16 protein-coding genes are annotated in these 21,909 nt (G+C 41.7%); 10 read left to right on the top strand and 6 right to left on the bottom strand.

The window, feature by feature from the left end; all coding sequences use genetic code 11:
- Nucleotides 1-38: 38 nt before the first annotated feature.
- The 5 genes from AB5935_RS11340 (at nucleotide 39) to AB5935_RS11320 (ending at nucleotide 6,691) form a co-directional block, all read left to right on the top strand.
- Entirely contained in the window at nucleotides 39-707 is a 669-nt protein-coding gene (locus tag AB5935_RS11340) for a YggS family pyridoxal phosphate-dependent enzyme (RefSeq protein ID WP_007854197.1), read from the top strand.
- A 13-nt stretch (nucleotides 708-720) separates the two neighbouring features.
- Nucleotides 721-1,695 (top strand): dihydroorotate dehydrogenase-like protein, encoded by a 975-nt coding sequence (locus AB5935_RS11335; RefSeq protein WP_007840347.1) that lies wholly within the window; start codon nucleotides 721-723, stop codon nucleotides 1,693-1,695.
- 189 nt (nucleotides 1,696-1,884) lie between these two features.
- Nucleotides 1,885-3,543, top strand: coding sequence for an AMP-binding protein (locus tag AB5935_RS11330; RefSeq protein WP_007832578.1), 1,659 nt, complete (start codon nucleotides 1,885-1,887; stop codon nucleotides 3,541-3,543).
- A gap of 253 nt (nucleotides 3,544-3,796) precedes the next feature.
- Nucleotides 3,797-5,182, top strand: coding sequence for a hypothetical protein (locus AB5935_RS11325; RefSeq protein WP_038612407.1), 1,386 nt, complete (start codon nucleotides 3,797-3,799; stop codon nucleotides 5,180-5,182).
- A gap of 36 nt (nucleotides 5,183-5,218) precedes the next feature.
- Nucleotides 5,219-6,691, top strand: coding sequence for a DUF3943 domain-containing protein (locus tag AB5935_RS11320; protein ID WP_007832576.1), 1,473 nt, complete (start codon nucleotides 5,219-5,221; stop codon nucleotides 6,689-6,691).
- On the opposite strand, the gene AB5935_RS11315 is transcribed toward AB5935_RS11320, so the two are convergent.
- On the bottom strand, nucleotides 6,688-7,266 hold the full coding sequence (locus AB5935_RS11315) for a Crp/Fnr family transcriptional regulator (RefSeq protein WP_007832575.1): 579 nt from the start codon (nucleotides 7,264-7,266) through the stop codon (nucleotides 6,688-6,690). The genes AB5935_RS11320 and AB5935_RS11315 overlap by 4 nt on opposite strands.
- Before the next feature lie 143 nt (nucleotides 7,267-7,409).
- On the opposite strand from AB5935_RS11315, the gene AB5935_RS11310 reads away from it, so the two are divergent.
- The 5 genes from AB5935_RS11310 to AB5935_RS11290 all read left to right on the top strand — a co-directional run bounded on the left by AB5935_RS11310 (nucleotide 7,410) and on the right by AB5935_RS11290 (nucleotide 14,695).
- On the top strand, nucleotides 7,410-9,008 hold the full coding sequence (locus AB5935_RS11310) for a dipeptidase (RefSeq protein ID WP_007832573.1): 1,599 nt from the start codon (nucleotides 7,410-7,412) through the stop codon (nucleotides 9,006-9,008).
- A 31-nt stretch (nucleotides 9,009-9,039) separates the two neighbouring features.
- Complete coding sequence (locus AB5935_RS11305; protein WP_007832572.1) at nucleotides 9,040-10,230, top strand: aminopeptidase C; 1,191 nt, start codon at nucleotides 9,040-9,042, stop codon at nucleotides 10,228-10,230.
- A gap of 130 nt (nucleotides 10,231-10,360) precedes the next feature.
- Nucleotides 10,361-12,592, top strand: coding sequence for a S9 family peptidase (locus AB5935_RS11300; protein ID WP_007832569.1), 2,232 nt, complete (start codon nucleotides 10,361-10,363; stop codon nucleotides 12,590-12,592).
- A 176-nt stretch (nucleotides 12,593-12,768) separates the two neighbouring features.
- Nucleotides 12,769-14,256, top strand: coding sequence for a capsule assembly Wzi family protein (locus AB5935_RS11295; protein ID WP_368327430.1), 1,488 nt, complete (start codon nucleotides 12,769-12,771; stop codon nucleotides 14,254-14,256).
- Nucleotides 14,257-14,314: 58 nt separating this feature from the next.
- A complete protein-coding gene (locus AB5935_RS11290) occupies nucleotides 14,315-14,695 on the top strand; it encodes a lipocalin-like domain-containing protein (protein WP_005851610.1) in 381 nt (126 codons plus the stop codon).
- Nucleotides 14,696-14,914: 219 nt separating this feature from the next.
- Here AB5935_RS11290 and AB5935_RS11285 read toward each other — a convergent pair whose 3' ends face one another.
- The 5 genes from AB5935_RS11285 to AB5935_RS11265 all read right to left on the bottom strand — a co-directional run bounded on the left by AB5935_RS11285 (nucleotide 14,915) and on the right by AB5935_RS11265 (nucleotide 21,775).
- Nucleotides 14,915-16,348 (bottom strand): aspartate ammonia-lyase, encoded by a 1,434-nt coding sequence (locus AB5935_RS11285; RefSeq protein ID WP_007832567.1) that lies wholly within the window; start codon nucleotides 16,346-16,348, stop codon nucleotides 14,915-14,917.
- A gap of 263 nt (nucleotides 16,349-16,611) precedes the next feature.
- Nucleotides 16,612-17,502: a YitT family protein gene (locus tag AB5935_RS11280; RefSeq protein WP_007832566.1), complete on the bottom strand. Its 891-nt coding sequence runs from the start codon at nucleotides 17,500-17,502 to the stop codon at nucleotides 16,612-16,614.
- A gap of 140 nt (nucleotides 17,503-17,642) precedes the next feature.
- Nucleotides 17,643-19,520, bottom strand: coding sequence for an LruC domain-containing protein (locus AB5935_RS11275; protein ID WP_038610253.1), 1,878 nt, complete (start codon nucleotides 19,518-19,520; stop codon nucleotides 17,643-17,645).
- A gap of 291 nt (nucleotides 19,521-19,811) precedes the next feature.
- Nucleotides 19,812-20,846: a UDP-glucose 4-epimerase GalE gene (gene galE, locus AB5935_RS11270; RefSeq protein ID WP_007832562.1), complete on the bottom strand. Its 1,035-nt coding sequence runs from the start codon at nucleotides 20,844-20,846 to the stop codon at nucleotides 19,812-19,814.
- Nucleotides 20,847-20,878: 32 nt separating this feature from the next.
- Entirely contained in the window at nucleotides 20,879-21,775 is an 897-nt protein-coding gene (locus AB5935_RS11265) for a hypothetical protein (RefSeq protein ID WP_038610256.1), read from the bottom strand.
- Between the last annotated feature and the right edge of the window lie 134 nt (nucleotides 21,776-21,909).

The raw sequence follows: 21,909 nt of genomic DNA, 5'->3' as shown, positions 1-21,909 counted from the left end.
GAATAAAGCCTGATAAAAAATAGAAAGTATAACAGATAATGAGCATTCAAGCAAATTTAAAAGAAGTTCTTTCCGAACTGCCTGCGGGGGTCCGCCTGGTAGCCGTATCCAAATTCCATCCCAACGAGGCATTGGAAGAAGCGTATGCTGCCGGCCAGCGTATTTTCGGTGAGAGCCACGTGCAGGAAATGACTCAGAAATATGAAACCCTGCCCAAAGACATTGAATGGCATTTCATCGGCCACCTGCAAACAAACAAAGTAAAATACATGGCCCCTTATGTAGCTATGATACATGCCATAGACTCGTATAAATTATTGGTTGAAGTCAATAAACAAGCTTCCAAAGTCCATCGCGTCATCCCTTGTTTATTGCAGATACATATCGCCCAAGAGGAAACGAAATTCGGTTTCTCTTTTGACGAATGCAGGGAAATGCTGGATACAGGCGGATGGAAGGATTTGAAAAATGTCCGCTTATCAGGAGTGATGGGTATGGCGACCAATGTGGATGACGACGAACAAATCAAAAGAGAATTTTGTTCCTTAAATACATTCTTCAAAGAAATCAAGCAGAGCTATTTTTCTGATTCAGAATACTTCAAAGAAATTTCCATGGGTATGTCACACGATTATCCGCTGGCGGTGGAAGCCGGAAGTACACTAGTCAGGGTAGGAAGCAAAATCTTTGGAGAACGAAACTATTAAAACTACTATTTATATGACTCAATTAAAAACCACTTTTGCCGGGTTGTCACTGCGCAATCCTATTATTATCAGCAGTTCCAGCCTTACAAACAGCGCTGAAAAGAACAAGAAACTGGAGCTGGCAGGCGCCGGAGCCATTGTTTTGAAATCAGTTTTCGAAGAGCAGATCATGATGGAAGCACATCACATGGCTACTTATGGTTCTCCCGAAGGAGATGACTACTTGAGCACATATGTACGCTCTCATGCATTGAACGAATATATTTCATTGATTGAACAGACTAAAAAGCTTTGCACCATTCCTGTCATTGCCAGCATCAACTGTTTCAGCAACTCAGAATGGACAGACTTTGCCCGTACTGTGGAAACAGCAGGCGCCGACGCACTGGAAATCAACATCCTTTCCTTGCAGACCGAAAAAGAATATCAATGCGGTTCTTTCGAACAGCGTCATATCGATATCGTAAGCAGTATCAAGAAACAGATTTCCATCCCCGTCATTGTGAAACTGGGCAGCAATCTGACCAACCCCATCGCACTGATCAACCAGCTTTATGCCAACGGAGCCAATGCTGTGGTATTGTTCAACCGATTCTACCAGCCGGACATCAATATCGACACTATGACATATTCTGCAGGCGATGTATTCAGTACTCCTGCCGACTTGTCCAACGGACTGCGCTGGACTGCTATCGCTTCGGCACAAGTTCCTCAGACAGACTATGCCATCTCAGGCGGTGTGCACGATGGAAAAGCGATAGTCAAAGCAATCCTGGCAGGCGCTTCGGCTGTAGAATTATGCAGTGTCATCTACCAAAGAGGCAATCAGGTCATTGCAGATATGACAAATGAAATAACTCAATGGATGAACCGGCAGGGCTACAAGAATATCAGCGAATTCAAGAGTTCGATGAACGCGCTGTCTACTGGAGCCAGCAATCCGTTTGAACGTACACAGTTCATGAAGTATTTCAGCAGTAAAGAATGAAAAATAGTGGTTAGTGATTAATTGGTTGGTTAGTGGTTCATATCCATGCGGTATCACAGCACAGCCCATTAACTACTAATCACTAACCACTATTTTTTCCCTCTGTTTAATTTGTATGCTCCAAAGAAAGTCTTATATTTGCACATTTGATTAAAGTTTGTGCAAAATATAAACAAAAGAGTATATACAATGGAGCAGAGTTTTATTGCCTTCCTGGAAGACAGCATAAAGAAAAACTGGGATTTGGATGCCCTTACAGATTATAAAGGTGCCACATTACAATATAAAGATGTAGCCCGCAAAATAGAAAAGCTACACATCATCTTCGAATTAAGCGGCATCAAGCAAGGAGACAAGATAGCTGTCTGTGGTCGCAACAGTTCTCATTGGGGAGTTACCTTCCTGGCTGCCGTTACATACGGAGCAGTCATTGTTCCCATTCTTCACGAATTCAAATCGGACAACATTCATAATATAGTCAATCACTCGGAAGCACGCCTGTTAATGGTAGGCGATATGGTATGGGAGAATCTGAATGAAAATGCCATGCCGTTGTTAGAAGGGGTTATCTTGATGAATGACTATACCCTGCTAGTGTCCCGCAGTTCCAAATTGGACTATGCACGCGATCATCTGAATGAACTGTTCGGAAAGAAATATCCGCGCAATTTCCGCCGGGAACATGTCAGCTACCGCCGGGATACACCGGAAGAACTGGCTGTGATCAACTATACTTCCGGCACGACCAGTTATTCCAAAGGAGTGATGATTCCTTACCGCGCATTGTGGTCGAATACCCAGTTCGCTTTTGATGTCTTGAAAATGAATCCGGGTGACAAGCTGGTTTCCATGCTCCCTATGGCACACATGTACGGACTGGCTTTCGAGTTCCTTTATGAATTCTGTGTGGGATGCCATATTTATTTCCTGACCCGTACCCCCAGTCCGAAAATCATCTTCCAAGCCTTTTCCGAAGTGAAACCCAATCTGGTAGTAGCCGTTCCATTGATTATCGAAAAAATCATCAAGAAGAATGTACTGCCCAAACTGGAAACCCCGGCTATGAAGATTTTACTGAAAGTTCCTATCATCAATGATAAAATCAAAGCCACAGTCCGCGAACAGATGATTAATGCCTTCGGAGGTAATTTTTACGAAATTATTGTAGGAGGCGCCGCTTTCAATCAAGAAATAGAGCAGTTCCTGAAAAGTATAGATTTCCCCTATACCGTGGGATATGGCATGACTGAATGTGCTCCAATTATCTGTTATGAAGATTGGAAATATTTCAAGCTAGGGTCCTGCGGAAAGGCGGCTCCCCGTATGGAAGTCAAAATATTGAGCCCCGACCCTGAGAATATAGTAGGTGAGATAGTATGCAAAGGACCTAATGTAATGTTAGGCTATTACAAGAATCCCGAAGCTACCGCCGAGGTAATAGACAAGGACGGCTGGTTGCATACCGGTGACCTGGGTGTTATGGATGCGGAAGGCAATGTTACCATCAAGGGACGCAGCAAAAACATGCTGTTAGGTCCATCGGGACAGAATATTTATCCGGAAGAGATTGAAGATAAATTGAATAACATGCCGTTCGTTTCAGAAAGTATTATCATACAGCAGGCAGACAGCAAACTGGCGGCTTTGGTTTATCCCGATTTCGACGATGCCTTTGCTCATGGGCTGGATAATGACGCGATAACACAGGCAATGGAGGAGAACCGTATCAACTTGAATACAGAACTTCCTGCATATTCACAAATAGCCCGTGTAAAAATCTATCCGGAAGAATTCGAGAAAACTCCTAAAAAGAGTATCAAACGTTTCTTATATCAGGAAGTAAAATAACACCTGACAGAAAAAAGAACCTGCCTGCAACATATATAATGTATAAGTCTGAAGATTATAGATGTTGCAGGCTATACATTATATATGTTACAGGTTATACATCCGCATATATGGGCACCTGGATCATGATACGTGAAAGGAGACAATACAAAACATAATTTTACTTTTTCACCCCGATCAATTCTCCCCATAATTCCCCCTTATATCTACATTTTTATTACATTTGCACCCAAGAAACTAAAAATGTATGAAAATGAATATGCGTATAGCAGCAATACTCCTTTTAGGATATTGTGCAGGTATGTCAACTCCTGCTTTTGCCCAGAAAAAGGACAAGCTTAAAAAAGGCCCCAACATCTCCTTGAACATTTCCGCGAAGAAAGACAGTGTCAAAACCACTTATCTGAATATCGGTCTGCTTACAAATATCTATCAACTGAAAGGAATCGGTATCAACGCTGTATCCAGTGTTGTACAAAACGATATGACGGGTTTCCAAATCTCCGGCCTTGCCAGCATTACTGGACGCCACGCCTCCGGTTTCCAACTGGGAGGTATTGCCAATGTAGCCGGAGGCAATGCCAATGGCATCATGCTCAGCGGACTGATGAATGTTGCCGGAGGGAAAGCCAACGGTATCCAAATTTCCGGATTAGGCAACATTGCCGGAAACATATCAAGAGGAGTTACCATCGGCGGTCTGATGAATCTGGCCGGCAACAAAGCCCAAGGAGTTCAGATAGCCGGCTTGGCCAACATTGCCGGAAAATCACAAAATGGTGTCGCTATCGGCGGACTTATGAACGTATCTGCCGAGAAACTGAACGGAGCACAAGTTTCCACCCTGCTCAATATCAGTGGCGGAGAAGCCAAAGGCGCTCAAGTCTCAGCCATTGGTAATGTAGGTGTAAACGTGAATGGTATGCAATTCTCCGCCATCAGCAATATCGCTGCCGGAGAAATCAGAGGCTTGCAGCTTTGTGGTGCGGTAAATATCGCCGTCAAGACGGAAAATGCCCTGCAATTCTCAGGACTGACCAATGTTTGCCAAGGCAAGTTACGCGGTGTGCAGTTCGCTCCCGGCAACTATGCCGGAGAAGTAAGCGGTGCGCAAATCGGTTTACTCAACCTGTGCGGCGGGAATGTAAAAGGGATACAAATAGGAATCATCAACCATAGCAAGGATACTACCGCCCATAAACTAGGTTTGGTGAATATCACTCCTAAAACCCGTATCCAGATGATGCTGTTTGCAGGTAACACCAGCAAACTGAATGCTGCCGTGCGTTTTAAAAACCGCCGGAGTTATACTATGCTGGGTATCGGTACACACTATCTGGATTTGAATGACAAATTTTCGGGCTGTGTGTTCTATCGTACCGGTCTTTACTATCCCATCGCCTCCAAACTGGAACTAAGTGGCGACTTAGGTTATTTCCATATAGAAAACTTTGAAAATGAAGATGCGGAAACACCGGAACGCATGTATTCATTACAAGCCCGTATCAATCTGGAATATAAATTCAAATCCAGAATCAGTTTCTTTGCATCGGGTGGTTACGGCATGACGCGCTACTATGATAAAAATAAGTTCTACGAAAAAAAACCTATTTTCGAAGCAGGTGTTATCTTATTTTAAGCAGCCGTCACACTAGTATAAACTAATTCATACAATATGAAACTACAGCATATCGCATTAGTCTGCCTGCTGGCATTAAGTGCTGGGAATGTCACAGCCCAGATACTCCACCGCTCCGATTCCATTTATACATTCACCGACCCTCGCCTGCAAAAAAAACACCCTTGGCGTGCCGCTGCCGAAACTTTCGGAATGAATGTCGGAGTATGGGCATTCGACCGTTATGTAATGAACGAAGACTTTGCCAAAATCAGTATCGGCAGCATACGGCGCAATATCAAGCATGGTTTTGTATGGGATAACGACCAATTCTCCACCAACCTGTTCGCCCACCCCTATCACGGAAATCTCTATTTCAATGCAGCACGCAGCAACGGACTTACCTTTTGGGAATCAACTCCATACGCCTTTGCTGGTAGTTTGATGTGGGAAATAGCCGCAGAAGTGGAGCCGCCCGCCATCAATGACCTGATGGCAACCACCCTAGGCGGCATCGCCCTGGGAGAAGTAACGCACCGTATGTCTTCTTTGGTACTGGACGACTCCAAGCGTGGTTTCTCACGTTTCACCCGCGAGTTTTTGGGAACCCTGATCTGCCCCATGCGGGGATTGAACCGAATGATAACCGGCGAGATGTGGCAAGTAAAACGCTCTCATTACAAATACCACGATTACGACCGCATTCCGGTACACTTTTCCATAGGTGCCGGTGACCGTTATCTGGCCGACGACAATTACCTGTTCCGTGGAGAGCACAATCCCTACCTTGAATTCCGGGTACAATACGGAGATGCTTTCGATAAAGTGAATGACGGCCCATACGATTATTTCACCGCACGGGCCACCTTCGGTCTTTCCGGGAACCAGCCTCTTATCAGCCAGATCAACCTGATGGGCAAACTATGGGGTGTCCCCCTGAAAACCACTACCGGCATGGAAATGATGTTCGGTATCTTCCAGCACTTCAACTATTTTGATTCCGAGGAAGTGATTGACGGATCGGGACGTATCCCTTACAAGATTTCGGAAGCTGCCAGTGTGGGACCGGGTATGATTTATAAATTCCCTCAAATGAACAGTCTGGTAAATTTGGAGCAACGTGTATTCCTGAGTGCCATCCTGCTGGGTGGAAGCCTTACCGACTATTACAACGTAATAGACCGCAATTACAATATGGGAAGCGGATACAGCATCAAGAACAACACCATTCTGGATTTCGGCCGTTACGGCATGTTCGCACTGAATATGCATCTTTACCAGATTTTTACCTGGAAAGGATACGAACATAAAGATTTGGAAACAATAGATCCGCTCTATCTGAATGCGCAGGGAGACAAAGGAAATGTAATGCTCGCTGTGGTGAATCCGATTATCGAGCTAAATCTAAGTTCCCACTTCAAGGCCAATATGGAAGTGTCCTATTACTACCGCCACACACATTATTCCTACCATGAGGACGTAAGATATAAGACCTTTGAAACCCGATTAGGATTAATTTATCAATTCTAAAGCAATGAAGAACGGACACGGCTCAAGGTTTCGGGGGTCATCTGTAATAAGGAAGCGATGTATACAAGAGGCGCACGCTTTAATATCTCGGGATGAAGTTGCAACAGTTTGTTATAACGCTCATGAGCCGGTTCAAAACGAAGTGTGTCCGCCTTTACCTGTGACTCTATCAAAGAATGTTCGATAAAGCTGCGATAAAGACGTTCGATATCGTGATATTGATCTATCAATTTCTCCACTTCCACACGGGGTAACTCCCATACCACGGATGCTTCCAAAGTTTCCACCATCAAGCGGGTGGGCTCCTGTTTAAAATAACTCTCTATGCAAATAATCATTCCGTTCTCATAACCGATATGCTCAGTCAGATCTTTATCATACTTATAATAAAATTGTCTGAGCATTCCTTTTTCTATAAACAACATTGCTTTACACACCTCACCGGCCTGCAAAACAATCTCCCCTTTACGATATTTTCTACAAACTAAAATTTCGGCTAATGCGTGAACACTTTCTCTACTGAGAGGATGGTTAACTTCTGCTATCCTTCTAGCTATGTCTATACTAGTTGTCATGTGCTCCCAATTTTTGTATTTTTTGCAAAAATACAAAAAAAGGCCGAATAAATAGATACAAATAACAAAATTAAGCCGATAATGTTCTGAATAATAGTTTTTTTTATATACTTTTGAAACGCAATAGTAATAAAACGACCTTTATGAAACTACTAGCCTCTTTAACAATCCTGGGTTTAGTCATGGCACAAAGTGTCACAGCCCAAACGAATTACACAAAGGATCCAGAAAGCTGCACTAGCATTATGGTAGGAAAGAAAGCAACTACCGATGGATCAGTTATAACCAGTCATACATGCGACAGCTGGTACCGAACCTGGGTAAACATGGTTCCGGCAGAAAGTTATGAAAGGGATACTGTAATGAATATTTACGATGGCCGTATGCACACCGAGTTTGTAGCCGACCAGACTAATGTAAAAATCAAGGGGCAAATACCACAAGCGAGAAAAACATATGCCTTCATGGACACCTCCTACCCTTGTATCAACGAAAAGCAACTGGGAATAGGTGAAACTACCGTAAGCGGACGCAGGGATCTGGAAAATCCCAAGGGTATGTTTATGATTGAAGAATTGCAACGTGTGGCGTTACAACGCTGTACAACAGCCCGTGAGGCTATCCGCCTGATGGGAGATCTCGTAAAACAATATGGCTATGGCGACAGCGGTGAATGCCTGACCATCGCCGATCCTAATGAAGTATGGCATTTCGAAGTTTTCGGAGAAGGAAAAGATAAAATTGGCGGAGTATGGGCGGCAGTCCGTATTCCGGATGATCATGTAGGCGTATCTGCCAATATCTCACGGATCAGCACCCTCAATCTGAAAGATCCCGACCACTATATGGCTTCCGAAAATGTATTTGACGTGGCTAAAAAATTAGGGTATTGGGATGGAAAAGAACCTTTTAAATTTTGGAAAGCCTATAGCGGAAAGAATTACTCCGGCCAACTGAAATCCTTCAGCACCCGCGAGCACTTTATCCTGAATGCACTGGCACCGTCATTAAAGCTTGATTATGAAGCAGAAGAACTGCCTATCAGTGTAAAACCCGACAAGCAAGTATCTGTAACAGATGTTATGGCATTGCTCCGGGAAACATACGAAGGAACGCCGCTGGATATGACACAGAATCTGAAAGTTACGGTAAAAGATAGAAAAACCGGAAAAGTAGACACCATTATCAGCCCGAAAGCCAATCCGTGGATGCGTGGCGATGAACTGAATATGCTGAACGGTATTAAAAAAGGAGTTGTGAAATCAGTACGCAATATCGCAGTTCCGCAATGTGCTTATTCTACAGTTATCCAATTGCGCAACTGGCTGCCCGATGCAGTAGGTGGTGTGGTATGGTTCTCTATGGACAATCCCGGACAAAGCCCGCGCGTTCCGGTATTCTGTGGCATTACTGATTTCCCTGCTATGTATAAAATCTGCGGTAACCACCGCTATCGCGACGATGCCGCCTTATGGCACTATCGCCGCGCCAACAAACTGGCTGCTGTAAGATGGGGAGCTGCCCGTAAAGTTATGGAAAAAAATATTCGTCATTTCGAGGAAAAAGGACAACGGGAACTTCCATTTGTGGAAGCACAATACCAAAGTATCCTTCAATCCAAAGGAGAAGAAGCCGCCCGTGCTTATCTCACAGACTATACGGCAGACTTTATAGGCGCCACCATCCTTCGCTGGGACGAAATGGCAAACCAATATTGGATTGAGTCACGCTTCGGCTTTTAATTGTTAACCTTATCATATTAAAAACAAACTTATGAAGACAAAAGTATTCACACTAGCCGCACTGCTATGCTGCGCATCAGCCATGTATGCACAAGAAAGTGGTTACAAATTCACGACTGTTGCATCACAGAAAGCAACTCCTGTCAAAAATCAGGCCTCTACCGGAACTTGCTGGTGCTTTGCCACCACTTCGTTCATGGAATCCGAACTGCTCCGTATGGGCAAAGGAGAATATGACCTTTCTGAAATGTTCATTGTACGCCAAAAGTACTTAAACCAATTGGAAGACAACTATTACCGGGGAGGCAACGGGAATTTAGGACAAGGAAGCCTTTCACACACATGGAAGAACGCTTTCAATCAAGTGGGTATCGTACCCGAGGAAGTATATCACGGAATCAATTATAACTCAGAGAAACATAACCATGGTGAAATGGTGAGATACATCAACGCTTTAGGAAACACAGCCGTTAAAATGAAACGTCGCAGCGCGGAATACTACAAGCTGATCAACAATCTTTTCGATACTTATCTAGGAGAACTTCCTGAAAAGTTCACTTACAAAGGAAAAGAATACACTCCGAAATCTTTTGCCGAAAGTCTGGGTTTGAACATGGACGATTATATTGAACTGACTAGTTTCACTCACAAACCGTATTACCAGAAATTCTCTCCGGAAGTACCCGACAATTGGGAAAATGAACAAATGTACAATCTTCCGCTGGACGAAATGATGGAAGTTGCCGACTATGCTTTGACCCACGGATATACCGTATGTTGGGACGGTGATGTCAGTGAAAAAGGTTTTTCATTCAAAAATGGTGTAGCCATCAATCCGGTAGTGAAAAAAGTGGAAGACCTCTCGGGTTCCGACCGTGCACGTTTTGAAAAGATGGACCCTAAAGAACAAAAAGAGATGCTGGCGGAAGCCTACAAATTTGAAAAACCGTGTCCCGAAGTAAATGTCACTCCGGAAGTCCGTCAGGAAGGTTATGAAGCATTTGTCACTACAGATGACCACCTGATGCATCTTACCGGTATTACCAAAGACCAGAACGGGACCAAATACTATATCACCAAAAATTCTTGGGGTACAGAACGCAATACATTTGGCGGTTATCTGAATATGTCCGAAAGCTATGTACGTGCCAAGACTATTTTCCTCATGGTGCATAAAGATGCTATTCCGGCTGCAATCAAACAGAAATTAGGAATTAAATAAAAAAGAAAAGAGCAGGCGTCCGTTTTTCTAAAATAGACGCCCGTTTTTTGAAAACAGATATCTGGATTCCCAATACATACTTGTGTTTTCAAATGGACATCTATTTTTTAGTAAAAGATTCATAATAACTATGACGAAAAAGAACTTATTTACATTAGTCTTATGTTTATTCTGTCTCGGAACCACAACTCATGCGCAACATATCCCCACATTGGAGGAAGCTGTATACGGAGGACTGATCAAGACAGAAGGCGGAAGCAACGTGAGTTGGATGAAAGATGGAGAACGTTATTCCAAAATAGAAAAAAATGCCGAGGGAGCATACGAAGTCACTGCCTATAAAGCAAAGGACAATTCCAAAGAAGTGCTGATCCCTGCCAATATGCTTCTGAATCCGCAAACAGGAAAACCTATCTCTGTCCGCAATTTCATATTCAGCGAAGATAACTCCAAAGTATTGATCTACACCAATACTCGTCGCGTATGGCGTTATGATACCCGCGGTGATTACTGGGTGCTTAATTTGAAAAACGGCAAACTGCAACAATTGGGCAAAAGCTTGCCGGAAGCTACCTTAATGTTCGCCAAGTTCTCGCCGGATGCCAGCCGGGTAGCATATGTCTCCAGAAACAACATTTACGTAGAGAGTCTGGTTGACGGGAAAATCAACCAACTAACTCAAGACGGAAATAATGAAATTGTAAACGGAACATTCGACTGGGTATACGAAGAAGAATTCAACTGCCGCGACGGTTTCCGCTGGAGTCCCGACGGACAATACATAGCCTATTGGCAAAGCGATACCCAAGGTACGGGATGGTTTGATATCATCAATAATGTAGATTCCATTTATCCTAAAATCCAACGTTTTCCTTACCCTAAAGCCGGAACAGCAAACTCCGCTGTAAAAGTAGGCTATGTATCCGCCGACGGTGGAAACACCACTTGGCTGGCTCTTCCCGGTGATGCACGTAACCACTATATTCCCCGTATGGAATTCATTCCGGGCTGCAACGAACTGTTCATCCAGCAAATGAACCGTGCCCAAAACACCAATAAAGTATGGATTGCGAAAATAGGTGAAAATACCCCCGTCAATATCTTTACCGATCAAGATGCCGCATGGTTGGAAACGAATGACAATGTGCGTTGGTTGAAAGGGAACAAGTATTTCACTTGGGAAAGCGAACGTGACGGATGGCGCCACCTGTATCGTGTAAGCCGTGATGGTAAAGAAATCAAGCCCATCACCCAAGGAGCTTTTGATTATATTCAAGAAGTAGGTGCGGATATGGATAAAGGTTTTGTATACTTTATCGCTTCTCCCGACAACTTCACCCAGCGCTATCTCTACCAGGCACGTCTTTTCGGCAATGGAGAGGTAAAGCGGCTAAGTCCTGTTGACCAAAGCGGGCAACATCGTTATATCATGTCACCGTCCGGCAAATGGGCAGTCCATACATTCAGTAACTCGGAAACTCCCCCTGTAATCGACATGGTGTCTTTCCCTGCCCATAAAAGTGTACGTCTGATTACTGACAATGCAAAAGCCAAGGAGCAATACAAAGCCTTGGGGCTACAACCAAAAGAATTTGTAAAAACCCGTTCAGGAGAATTGGAACTGGATGCATGGATGATCAAACCCGTAAACTTTGATCCCAGCAAAAAATATCCGGTCATAATTGATGTCTATGGAGAACCTGCCAACGCCACTGTACAGGATGTATGGAGCGGAGGAAGTTTATGGCACCAATACTTGGCAAACCTGGGGTATATCATAGTCAGCATCGAGAACCGTGGTGCCAATGCACCCCGTGGACGCGAATGGCGCAAATGTATTTATGGAGAAGTCGGAACCTTTGCCAGTGAAGATCAGGCAAGAGGCATCCAAGACTTGGCACGTCAATACTCTTTCATTGACACCACACGTATCGGTATCACCGGCTGGAGTGGTGGAGGCAGCCAGACTCTGAATAGTATGTTCCGTTATCCCGATGTTTTCCACACAGGCATTGCCATTGCTTTTGTAGCAGACCAGCGTCTGTATGACACGATTTATCAAGAACGTTACATGAACACCCCTCAAAATAATCCGGAGGGTTACCGCAAAGGGTCTCCCATCTCGTATGCAGCAGGATTGAAAGGCAACTTGCTGTTAATTCACGGTACAGGAGATGATAATGTCCATTACCAGAATTGTGAAATGTTGGTCAATGAACTGGTACGGCACGGAAAGATCTTCTCACAGATTTCTTACCCTATGCGTTCCCATGGAATTTATGAAGGCGAGGGAACCAGCTTGCATCTGCGAAAGACAATGGCTGATTACTGGTTGAAAAACCTGCCTGCCGGAGGAAAATAAATATGCCAAAACTTTTGCTGATATGATTATATAGTTTGCCATTCTGGGCATTAGTGAAGCTTTTCATATACATAAAGTGATTAGAAACCAAATCTTTCACAAAAGTTCAGGATGGCAGACTGATAAATCTGCTTCGTTTTAGCAAACTTTACACTAAACCAAAACACATAAACTAAATGAAGAAAATACAACTATTCTTATTACTATGTCTGTTAATATCCATTACGCAGCACATCAATGCCCAATTCCCTGTCAAAACAGAATATACCGTTGAGATGGGAGGAACATCGGGTAAAGGAACTTACGCACCTATGTGGCTTACTGCCAATAGGCAAGGTTTATCTTCTGTCAATACTGAAAATGGTTATTTACGGGCAGGAATTGCACACACAATGCCATTAAACCAACATTTCGGCTTCAGTGCAGGACTGGATTTGGCAACCGCCTACAATTTCACCTCCTCATTCATCATCCAACAGGCCTATGCAGACCTTAGCTACCGATGGTTGAACCTGAGCATCGGCAGTAAAGAACGCTTGCCCGAATTAAAGAATTCCAAGTTAAGCAGTGGAGGCATGGTAGAATCAAATAATGCCCGCCCCATTCCCCAAGTACGCTTGGAAGTTCCCTATTATGTAGCCATACCAGGTACCCATAAATGGCTTTATTTGAAAGGACACATAGCCTATGGACGTTTTACTGATGACAAATGGCAGGAACATTTCACTTCCATAGGTAACAAATATGCCATTGATGTACTTTACCACAGTAAATCGCTTTTCGCCAAAGTAGGAAACAAAGAACATTTTCCGGTAGAATTTGAAGGAGGAATACAAATGTCCGCTCAATTCGGCGGAGACCAATATATTGCAGGACAAAAAGAGCCTGTAATAGATATGCCTACCCGGTTTGTTGACTTTATGCGCGTATTGGTTCCTATGGCTGGAGATGATACCACACCCGAAGGCGAACAAGTAAACATCTACGGAAACCATGTCGGTAGTTGGAATTTTGCCGCAACAGCTTATCTTAACCAGTGGAAGGTAAAAATCTATTATGAACATTATTTCGACGATCACTCCCAAATGTTTTTCCAATACGGACGCTGGAAAGACGGACACATCGGACTGGAAATAACTTTTCCAAAAAACCGCTTCATTGATACTTTTGTATACGAAGGATTAGGAACAAAGGATCAAACCGGACCTATGCTGTATGATTCCTTTTGGGGGGAGTTTGAAGAGCAAATCAGTGCTAAAGATAATTATTACAATCATTACCTCTATCAAGGATGGCAGCATTGGGGAATGGGAATAGGCAATCCTCTACTTCCCGGACCTATTTACAACAAGAATGGACAGATTACTTTTATCAGCAACCGTGTACTGGCACATCACATAGGATTCTGCGGTTCCCCCTGCCAATCGCTGAGTTATCGTATGCTACTCTCCTACTCCCGTCATTGGGGTACTTATGATAATCCTCTGAATGAAATAAAGAAACAATTCAACTCTTTGTTTGAAGTAACTTATGCTCCACAACAACTGAAAGGATGGAGTTTCACTGTATCCGGAGCTATGGATCGCGGCAGCATGCTTGGAAATAATTATGGTGGAATGCTGGTTATCCGCAAACAAGGAATTATCAAATCAGGCAATAAATAAAAGTTTTAACTGTCAACCCAATCAACATATGAAACAAATATTATTATTCATACTCTTTATGCTGGGAATCAGCAGTTGTGACAAAGCTCCCATCAATGGCAAATTAGATGGCAGATGGCAATTAATGACTATAGAATATACTAATGGAAAAATAGAAGAATGTAACCGCATTTATTATAGTATCCAGTTACATTTGGTGGAAATCAGTGCCAAAGGTGGAAATGGAGGCACTCATATCGGACGTTTCTCTTATAAAGGAGATGAGGTAACCATGAGTGAATTCCGCCACCGGGGAGATGAAGAAAAACTAACGACACTGAATGAATTGAAACCTTTCGGACTTAATCAAGCTATTAATCATCTTAAAGTGGAAAAAGCAACAGGCAAGAAACTAATTCTGAAATCTGATTATGCACGCCTCACATTCAGAAAGTTCTAAAAAAGTATACCACAGACTACGCAAACTATCTGCTGATAAAATATGAAAAAACAATTTATACGCTATAGCGGTGACAAAACACTATGCCGGATTTCTAGAAATTAATTTATCGGCAGGAATAAAACTAGTGCCACCACTCATGGAGCCGGCTTTACAAATATTGAAGCCGGCTTCATAAAACAAGTTCTTTACTTTCCTGTAGTCTGTGGTGAAATAAATTTATCTTCTAGGCTTAATATCCAATTTTACCGGTTTCAACATGTTCTCCGGACTTAGAATTGTATCCAACTCTTCCTTATTTAAAATACCATGTTCCAAGACCAGTTCATAGACACTTCTACCTGTTTCCAACGCTTCTTTTGCAATCTTTGTAGAATTTTTATAACCAATAATCGGATTCAATGCGGTTACTACACCAATACTGTTATGCACTTCAATCTTGCAGCGTTCCGCATTAGCAGTAATACCTTCTACACAACGTGTACGCAGGGTTTCAAAACCATTGACCATTAAATCTACAGATTCAAAACAACACTGTGCCATCACCGGTTCCATAGCATTCAGTTCCATTTGAGCAGCTTCGCCAGCCATAGTCACGCATAGTTCGTTACCTATTACTTTATAACAAATCTGATTCATCACTTCAGGAATCACCGGATTCACCTTACCTGGCATTATAGAAGATCCCGGTTGCATAGCCGGAAGGTTGAATTCTCCTAAACCACAACGCGGTCCACTGGCCAGCAAACGTAAATCATTACATATTTTATTTACTTTTACGGCTACCCTTTTTAAAGCTGAAGCATAACCTACCAAGCAGGAAGTATCTGAAGTAGCTCCTACCAAATCTGACGACAATTTGAAATCAAAACCTGTAATTTCACACAATGCTTCCACACATTTTTCTGCATATCCCGGTTCCGCACAAATGCCTGTACCAATAGCGGTAGCACCCATATTTACTGTCAGGAAGTCTGCCGCCGCTTCATTCAAATGACGAATTTCGTCTCTCAATATACTGGCAAAACCATTGAATGTCTGACCTAAAGTCATAGGTACGGCATCTTCCAACTGAGTACGCCCCATTTTGATGATATGTGCAAACTCCTCTCCTTTCTTATGGAATGCACCAATCAGCGATTCCAAATAAGGAAGAAAACGAAGATGAGAATAATACATACCAATATGGATTGCAGTGGGATAAGCATCATTCGTTGATTGTGAGCAGTTCACATGGTCATTAGGAGAGCAATATTGATACTCGCCACGTTTGTGTCCCATAATCTCCAAAGCACGGTTAGCAATGACTTCATTAGCATTCATATTGGTAGAAGTACCGGCACCTCCCTGAATCATATCCACCGGGAATTGCTCATGATGCTCACCATTTAAGATTTCCTGACACGCCAATACTATGGCATCTTTTTGTTCTTTAGTTAATAAACCTAACTCATAGTTAGCCATTGCAGCTGCCATTTTCGTAATGGCAAGACCGTTAATAAACAACGGATATTCATTTAGATGAAATTTACTAATTGGGAAATTTTCTATGCCTCTTAGAGTTTGCACACCATACAATGCACTGGCCGGAATTTCGCGGGCACCAATTAAATCACTTTCTACTCGGGTTTCTTCTGTAAGTTTTGTTTCCATGATCAGGTTATTTATTAGTTTATCATTTCTTATTTTATATAGCAAAGGTATAAACTAACATTTTGATATCAAAATATAATCTGATATAATTTTAAAATATTATTTTATACATGTTTATTGCTGCAAAACAGACAACAAACTTACATTATGAAAGTTTACTCAGTTAACAAAGTCTTATATCCTTTGAAGTTCATTCAAAAAACAGACATAAAAAAAGGCGTCCATTCAGAACGCCCTTATTCTATTTTTTAACTTCGGAACTCTTATTTCACCTTTATTCTATCAAAGCCTTCTCCAAATACACCAATGACAGCACTTTGTGATACAAATGCGTTCGGATCGATATCTTTTATCAAACGGAATATAGTAGTAGACTCACGTTTTTTTGCCAGCACAAACATCATTTTCACACCCGCACCGGTATAACAACCTACTCCGTCAATGAACGTCACCCCTCGATGAAGATCTTTATTTATGCGATGCCCTATTTCTTCATGCTTCTTCGAAATGATAAAGAATTGCACTGACTGACGAGCACTATTTACCACCTGATCCAAGACAAAGCTGGATATAAACAAGACAACATATCCATATACCACCTTCTCCCAATCATGCAATACAAAATAACTGGAAGAGATAATAACCAAATCACACATCAAAATAACCCGGCCCAAAGTAATATCACGATACTTATTGACAATAGCAGCTATAATATCCGTACCTCCTGTGCTACCATTGGCAGAAAAAGCGACACCAATACCACCTCCGCAGAAAAAGGCTCCCAAGACACAAGCCATGAAAGGTTGATCATGTATTAAAGACTCTCCCCCTGTCAAATCCTGTATGATAGGCAGAATAGAAGTCAGCACAAATACAGCATAGATGGTTTTCACACTAAACTTCCATCCCAAAATAACCAAAGAAAGTATCAACAATACTCCGTTTATTCCCAAATAGGTGTACTGAACCGGCAAACCGGTAGCCCAATAAACAATAGAAGCAATACCTGGCACCGCACCTGAAGGAAGGTCATTAGGTAACAAAAAGACGGTCCATCCGATAGCATACATCAGCATACCAAGAGCAATCAACATATAATCCCTTAGTTCTCTGATAACCCGTTGCTTACGCGTCGTAATAAAGACTGAATCCATGTGAGTTTTCCTTTATAAAATCATATTGTCCGCAAAAGTACAAAAAGATTGAATCACTTGGCTTCAAAAGGTGACATTTTTTCAAGTAAAAAGTCCTGTTAATCTGATTTATCAAAAACAACAGTACTTTTCACCCTTTATTATTCTTTGGGGTGTAAATACCAATCTTTATAATCCGCACCAAAAGAATCTCTCCACTGTTTAAACTCGGGATAATAGGTGGTAATAGACACCTTCTCTGAAGGCCATCTAAATTCACTGTTACTGATATTTATAGCGAAAGGCATATTATCTTCTGCTATATAATACATTGGGGTACCATTGGAATCTTGACTCAAATCACTACCCGTACCACGTAAACTCTCATCAGCTACGCTTGTCGGCTTATAGCCTGACAAATGTACTTCATGAGAACGTTTATTCACAAAAATGAAAGAATTGTAAGGCGGATAAGCATCCATATCGCTTACTTTATCATATTTTTTAAATCCGATCACTACAGTCACAGGCTTTTTGAGAACAGGCTTTATATCAGAAAAAAGTATTAATACAGGCTTTTCTATTCCCGGCTCAAAGTTTTTTCCGATCACATTACCTTCTTGACTCACCTGCACCAAATCAATATGCTCCTTCCCTACGTAATCCAACTGGAAACCAAACCCATTTGTATAAGTAGCACCATCATTCATCGGAGTAAAAGTAGTAGTGGTGCGCACCAATGCGTTAGAAGATTTATCTTTTACAACTGTACTGGAATAATATATCACAACATCATTCATATCATAATCATTCTTATCAGGCCAATTGTCCTCATAAGCCAAAGACCCTTTGACTACATACGAAATTTCACCCTTATTTACTTCATCCGGTATATTAGGAGTAGGTTCTACAGAAGAAGAAGCAGATGCCATAATAGCAAACTGTACATCATTAAAACGCATGTCCACATTATCTTCCATAGCCATAAAGAAACAATTGTCCAGTTCCGGATCACTTAACAAAACTGAACGTTGCTCTTTATTATCGTTATATGCAGGATTAGAATAACGAGGAAAAACACCCTTTTCTTTTCCAAATCCCATTCCCAATAAAATCCATCCAATATGAGTGCCTTGGGGGAATTCATCTTCATACTTGCTTTGTTCCTTATTCCAATATTTTAGTTTTATTTGCTCACCGACTAAAGATTTAGGAGCATTCCTACTGGAACGAGGAATCAGGATGGTCTTTTTTATGGTAGCCATGTCCACGGACTCTCCTTCTTTATAAGTATAATAAGCAACCATATCCTCCCACGTAGTAGACGAGAAATTAAAATAAGTCGCTACCAAACCTGTAGATTTAGTTATTACCATATCATTACTCCCTGAAGTACGCAGTTCCGGAAATCTTTCCAACAAATTACGATTATCTACTACTATAGAACGGCTTAAATTACTGCATCTCTCTAAAAAAGCACCAGGTATATCCAACTTTTCAGGCAACAAATAATCAGGAACCCCATTTTCATTCCAATTACCCAATACATCATATCCGTCAGGATAACTCACTCCTCTCATTACTGCTCTAGAACGCCCATCGGCAGACAGTTGTGCCTTATAATCAACATAATTAAAGGTTAGTCCGTCAGATAGTAATTCCAATTCAACAGGTGATACGACCAACACATTATCAGTTACCAGCCATACCTTTTTCAAATAAGCCGGCAAAGATACTTTTGAAAAAAATCTACCATTCATATCAGTCGAAGCAGCATAAATGGGATTTATATCTTTAAACTCCCAAGTATTTTCAACTAATTCCATAGGATATTCATCATACAGATAAAAAGCAGTCTGTACTTTCATACCATAATCAATAATAAGTTGACTATTACGGACAGTAGTAAAATCAAAAAAATCGTCTTTATTGATTTTTTCCTCCCCTTCTTCCCCTCCCCCCGTGTATATATCATGCATATTACGCAAGCAAGACACAAAGAAAACTGATAAGCAGATGATCCAAAATTTTGTTTTCATAAAGTAGTGCGTGATTATTTTCGGCAAATATAGCCATAAATAACTAAAAAACAACTAAATAGTCAAAAAAAACTGTCCCCCGACTCACGTCGGAGAACAGCCACAACACAAACACAAAATAAAACACGACAAAACTACTATGCAATTTTTTAGCCTGCTCTATGTTTTGAGTAACATAACTACCGCCAATCAGGTATTCACATATCCAAGAGGGGTTTCAGGTTATTTGCATCTATAAAACGCCACACTAGCGTCCTTTGTTCATCGGTCTTTCTAAAAATATCTTAATTCTTATTGAATTCCTCTTTCTCTTAGCTTCAACTGCCAGTTCCAAGCTGAACGTAGAGTGTCCTCCAAATTGGCTTCTGCCTTCCATCCCAACTCCTTATTAGCGAAGTCAGGATTAGCCCATACCTTCTCAATATCTCCGGCACGACGACCCACGATCTGATAATTAAGTTTCACACCGGTAGCTTTTTCAAATGTATTGATCAGTTCCAATACAGAAACGCCTTTACCCGTTCCAATATTAAAGACTTCCACCTTCTCCTTCTGCTTGTTATTCAAAATGCGATCCATTGCGATAACGTGAGCCTTCGCCAAATCCACTACATATATATAGTCACGGATGCAAGAACCGTCCGGTGTATCATAATCATCCCCAAACACACTCAGTTTTTCACGAATACCCATTGCTGTCTGAGTAACGTAGGGTAACAAGTTTTGTGGAACACCATTAGGTAATTCACCTATTAATGCAGTGGGATGTGCGCCAATAGGATTAAAGTAACGCAACATAATAGCATTAATAGGCGATCCCGAAGCAACTGTATCACGAATAATTTCTTCATTGATCTGTTTTGTATTACCATACGGAGACTCAGCCTTCTTAATCGGAGCCTCTTCCGTTACAGGAAGAACATCGGGCTGACCATACACCGTACATGATGATGAAAAAATAATACCTTCTACTCCATGTTTCGGCATTAACTCCAACAGGTTAATCAATGAAACCAAGTTATTGCGATAATACAACAACGGTTTTTGTACCGATTCACCCACAGCCTTGCTAGCCGCAAAATGAATAATACCTTTTATGCCCGGATATTTAGTAAACAGCTTGTCCATTCCCTCAAAATCCAAGCAATCCAACTTTTCAAATGCAGGACGGATTCCTGAAACCTTTTCTATATTATCTACCACATCGGCGCTTGAATTGGACAAATTGTCCACAATCACTACGTCGTAACCGCTATTTTGCAGCTCTACTACCGTATGAGAACCGATGTAGCCGGTTCCTCCTGTTACTAAAATTCTTTCTTTCATAATACTTAATATTCTGTCGTTTTCTAATAGGTTCAAAACAACTTCGACGGGTAAATCCCTTTTCGTATCATATCATTGATACGAAGCAGGACTTGTATCTTGTCATCATGCGATACCAACCCCATCCATCTGGCAGGTGTCTCAATCACTTTCACCCTAACTCCGTCAGCAATACGCTCATTCATAAAAGCCGGAATAGAATAATGAGCTTTCATATCCATTCCATTCTCATCTATAAACTTATCGAACGCCTTCTTCATCTCACCAAATACCTGCGGAGTAAATCCCCACATATTCATTGAAACCAAGCTGTTGTCATCCAAAGCTACCCATTTATGTAATTCATTAGGATACATCGGATTTCCACTTATCCGTTCTACTCCTACACGGTCTGTAACGGACAACAGATATCCCTTTTCATTCACTTCACAAATACCACGGGTAACCCCTCCGCTTTCCGCCAATACATTTCTCAGCCTGTAGCAAATATTGAAACTATGGTAGTCAGCTTCTCCCAACATCACCAGATTATCATATAACAATTCAAAACTTTCTCTTTGGTAAAAGTTCACGGCATTTATCACACCGAATGGAGAGTCAATCAACTCTTCTCCCATCAAAACAGCTCTTACCGAGCCGTACAGTGCTTTGCGTTTCGGATTACGCTTTTCTTCAGGAATCGTTTCCACATCCTGATAAACATACTCCACTTCTACCACATGTTCATATTTGCCTGATACCAGTTTCTTGAATTCTTGTTCAAAATGTCTGCTTATGACAAATACGATCTTATTAAATCCGACTCTTACGGCATCATATATGGAAAAATCTAATATTGTTTCGCCATTAGGACCTATTCCCTCCAGCTGTTTCAATCCACCATATTTATTCCCCATAGTGGCCGCGAGTACAATCAAGGTCATAGCCATTTAATCTCTCTATTAATTCTAATGCAAAAATAAGCATAAAAATTGAATTTACGGACAAGAACAATGGATTTCTTTCTAATAAAAAAGTCCGAAGCTGTGCTCCGGACTTCTGAATCGGTTTATTTTAACGATGA

The organism is Phocaeicola sp. RTP21198st1_B8_RTP21198_201120 (assembly GCF_040929485.1).
GTDB classification, from domain to species: Bacteria; Bacteroidota; Bacteroidia; order Bacteroidales; family Bacteroidaceae; genus Phocaeicola; species Phocaeicola dorei.
This window is presented reverse-complemented; position numbering and strand designations above follow the sequence as displayed.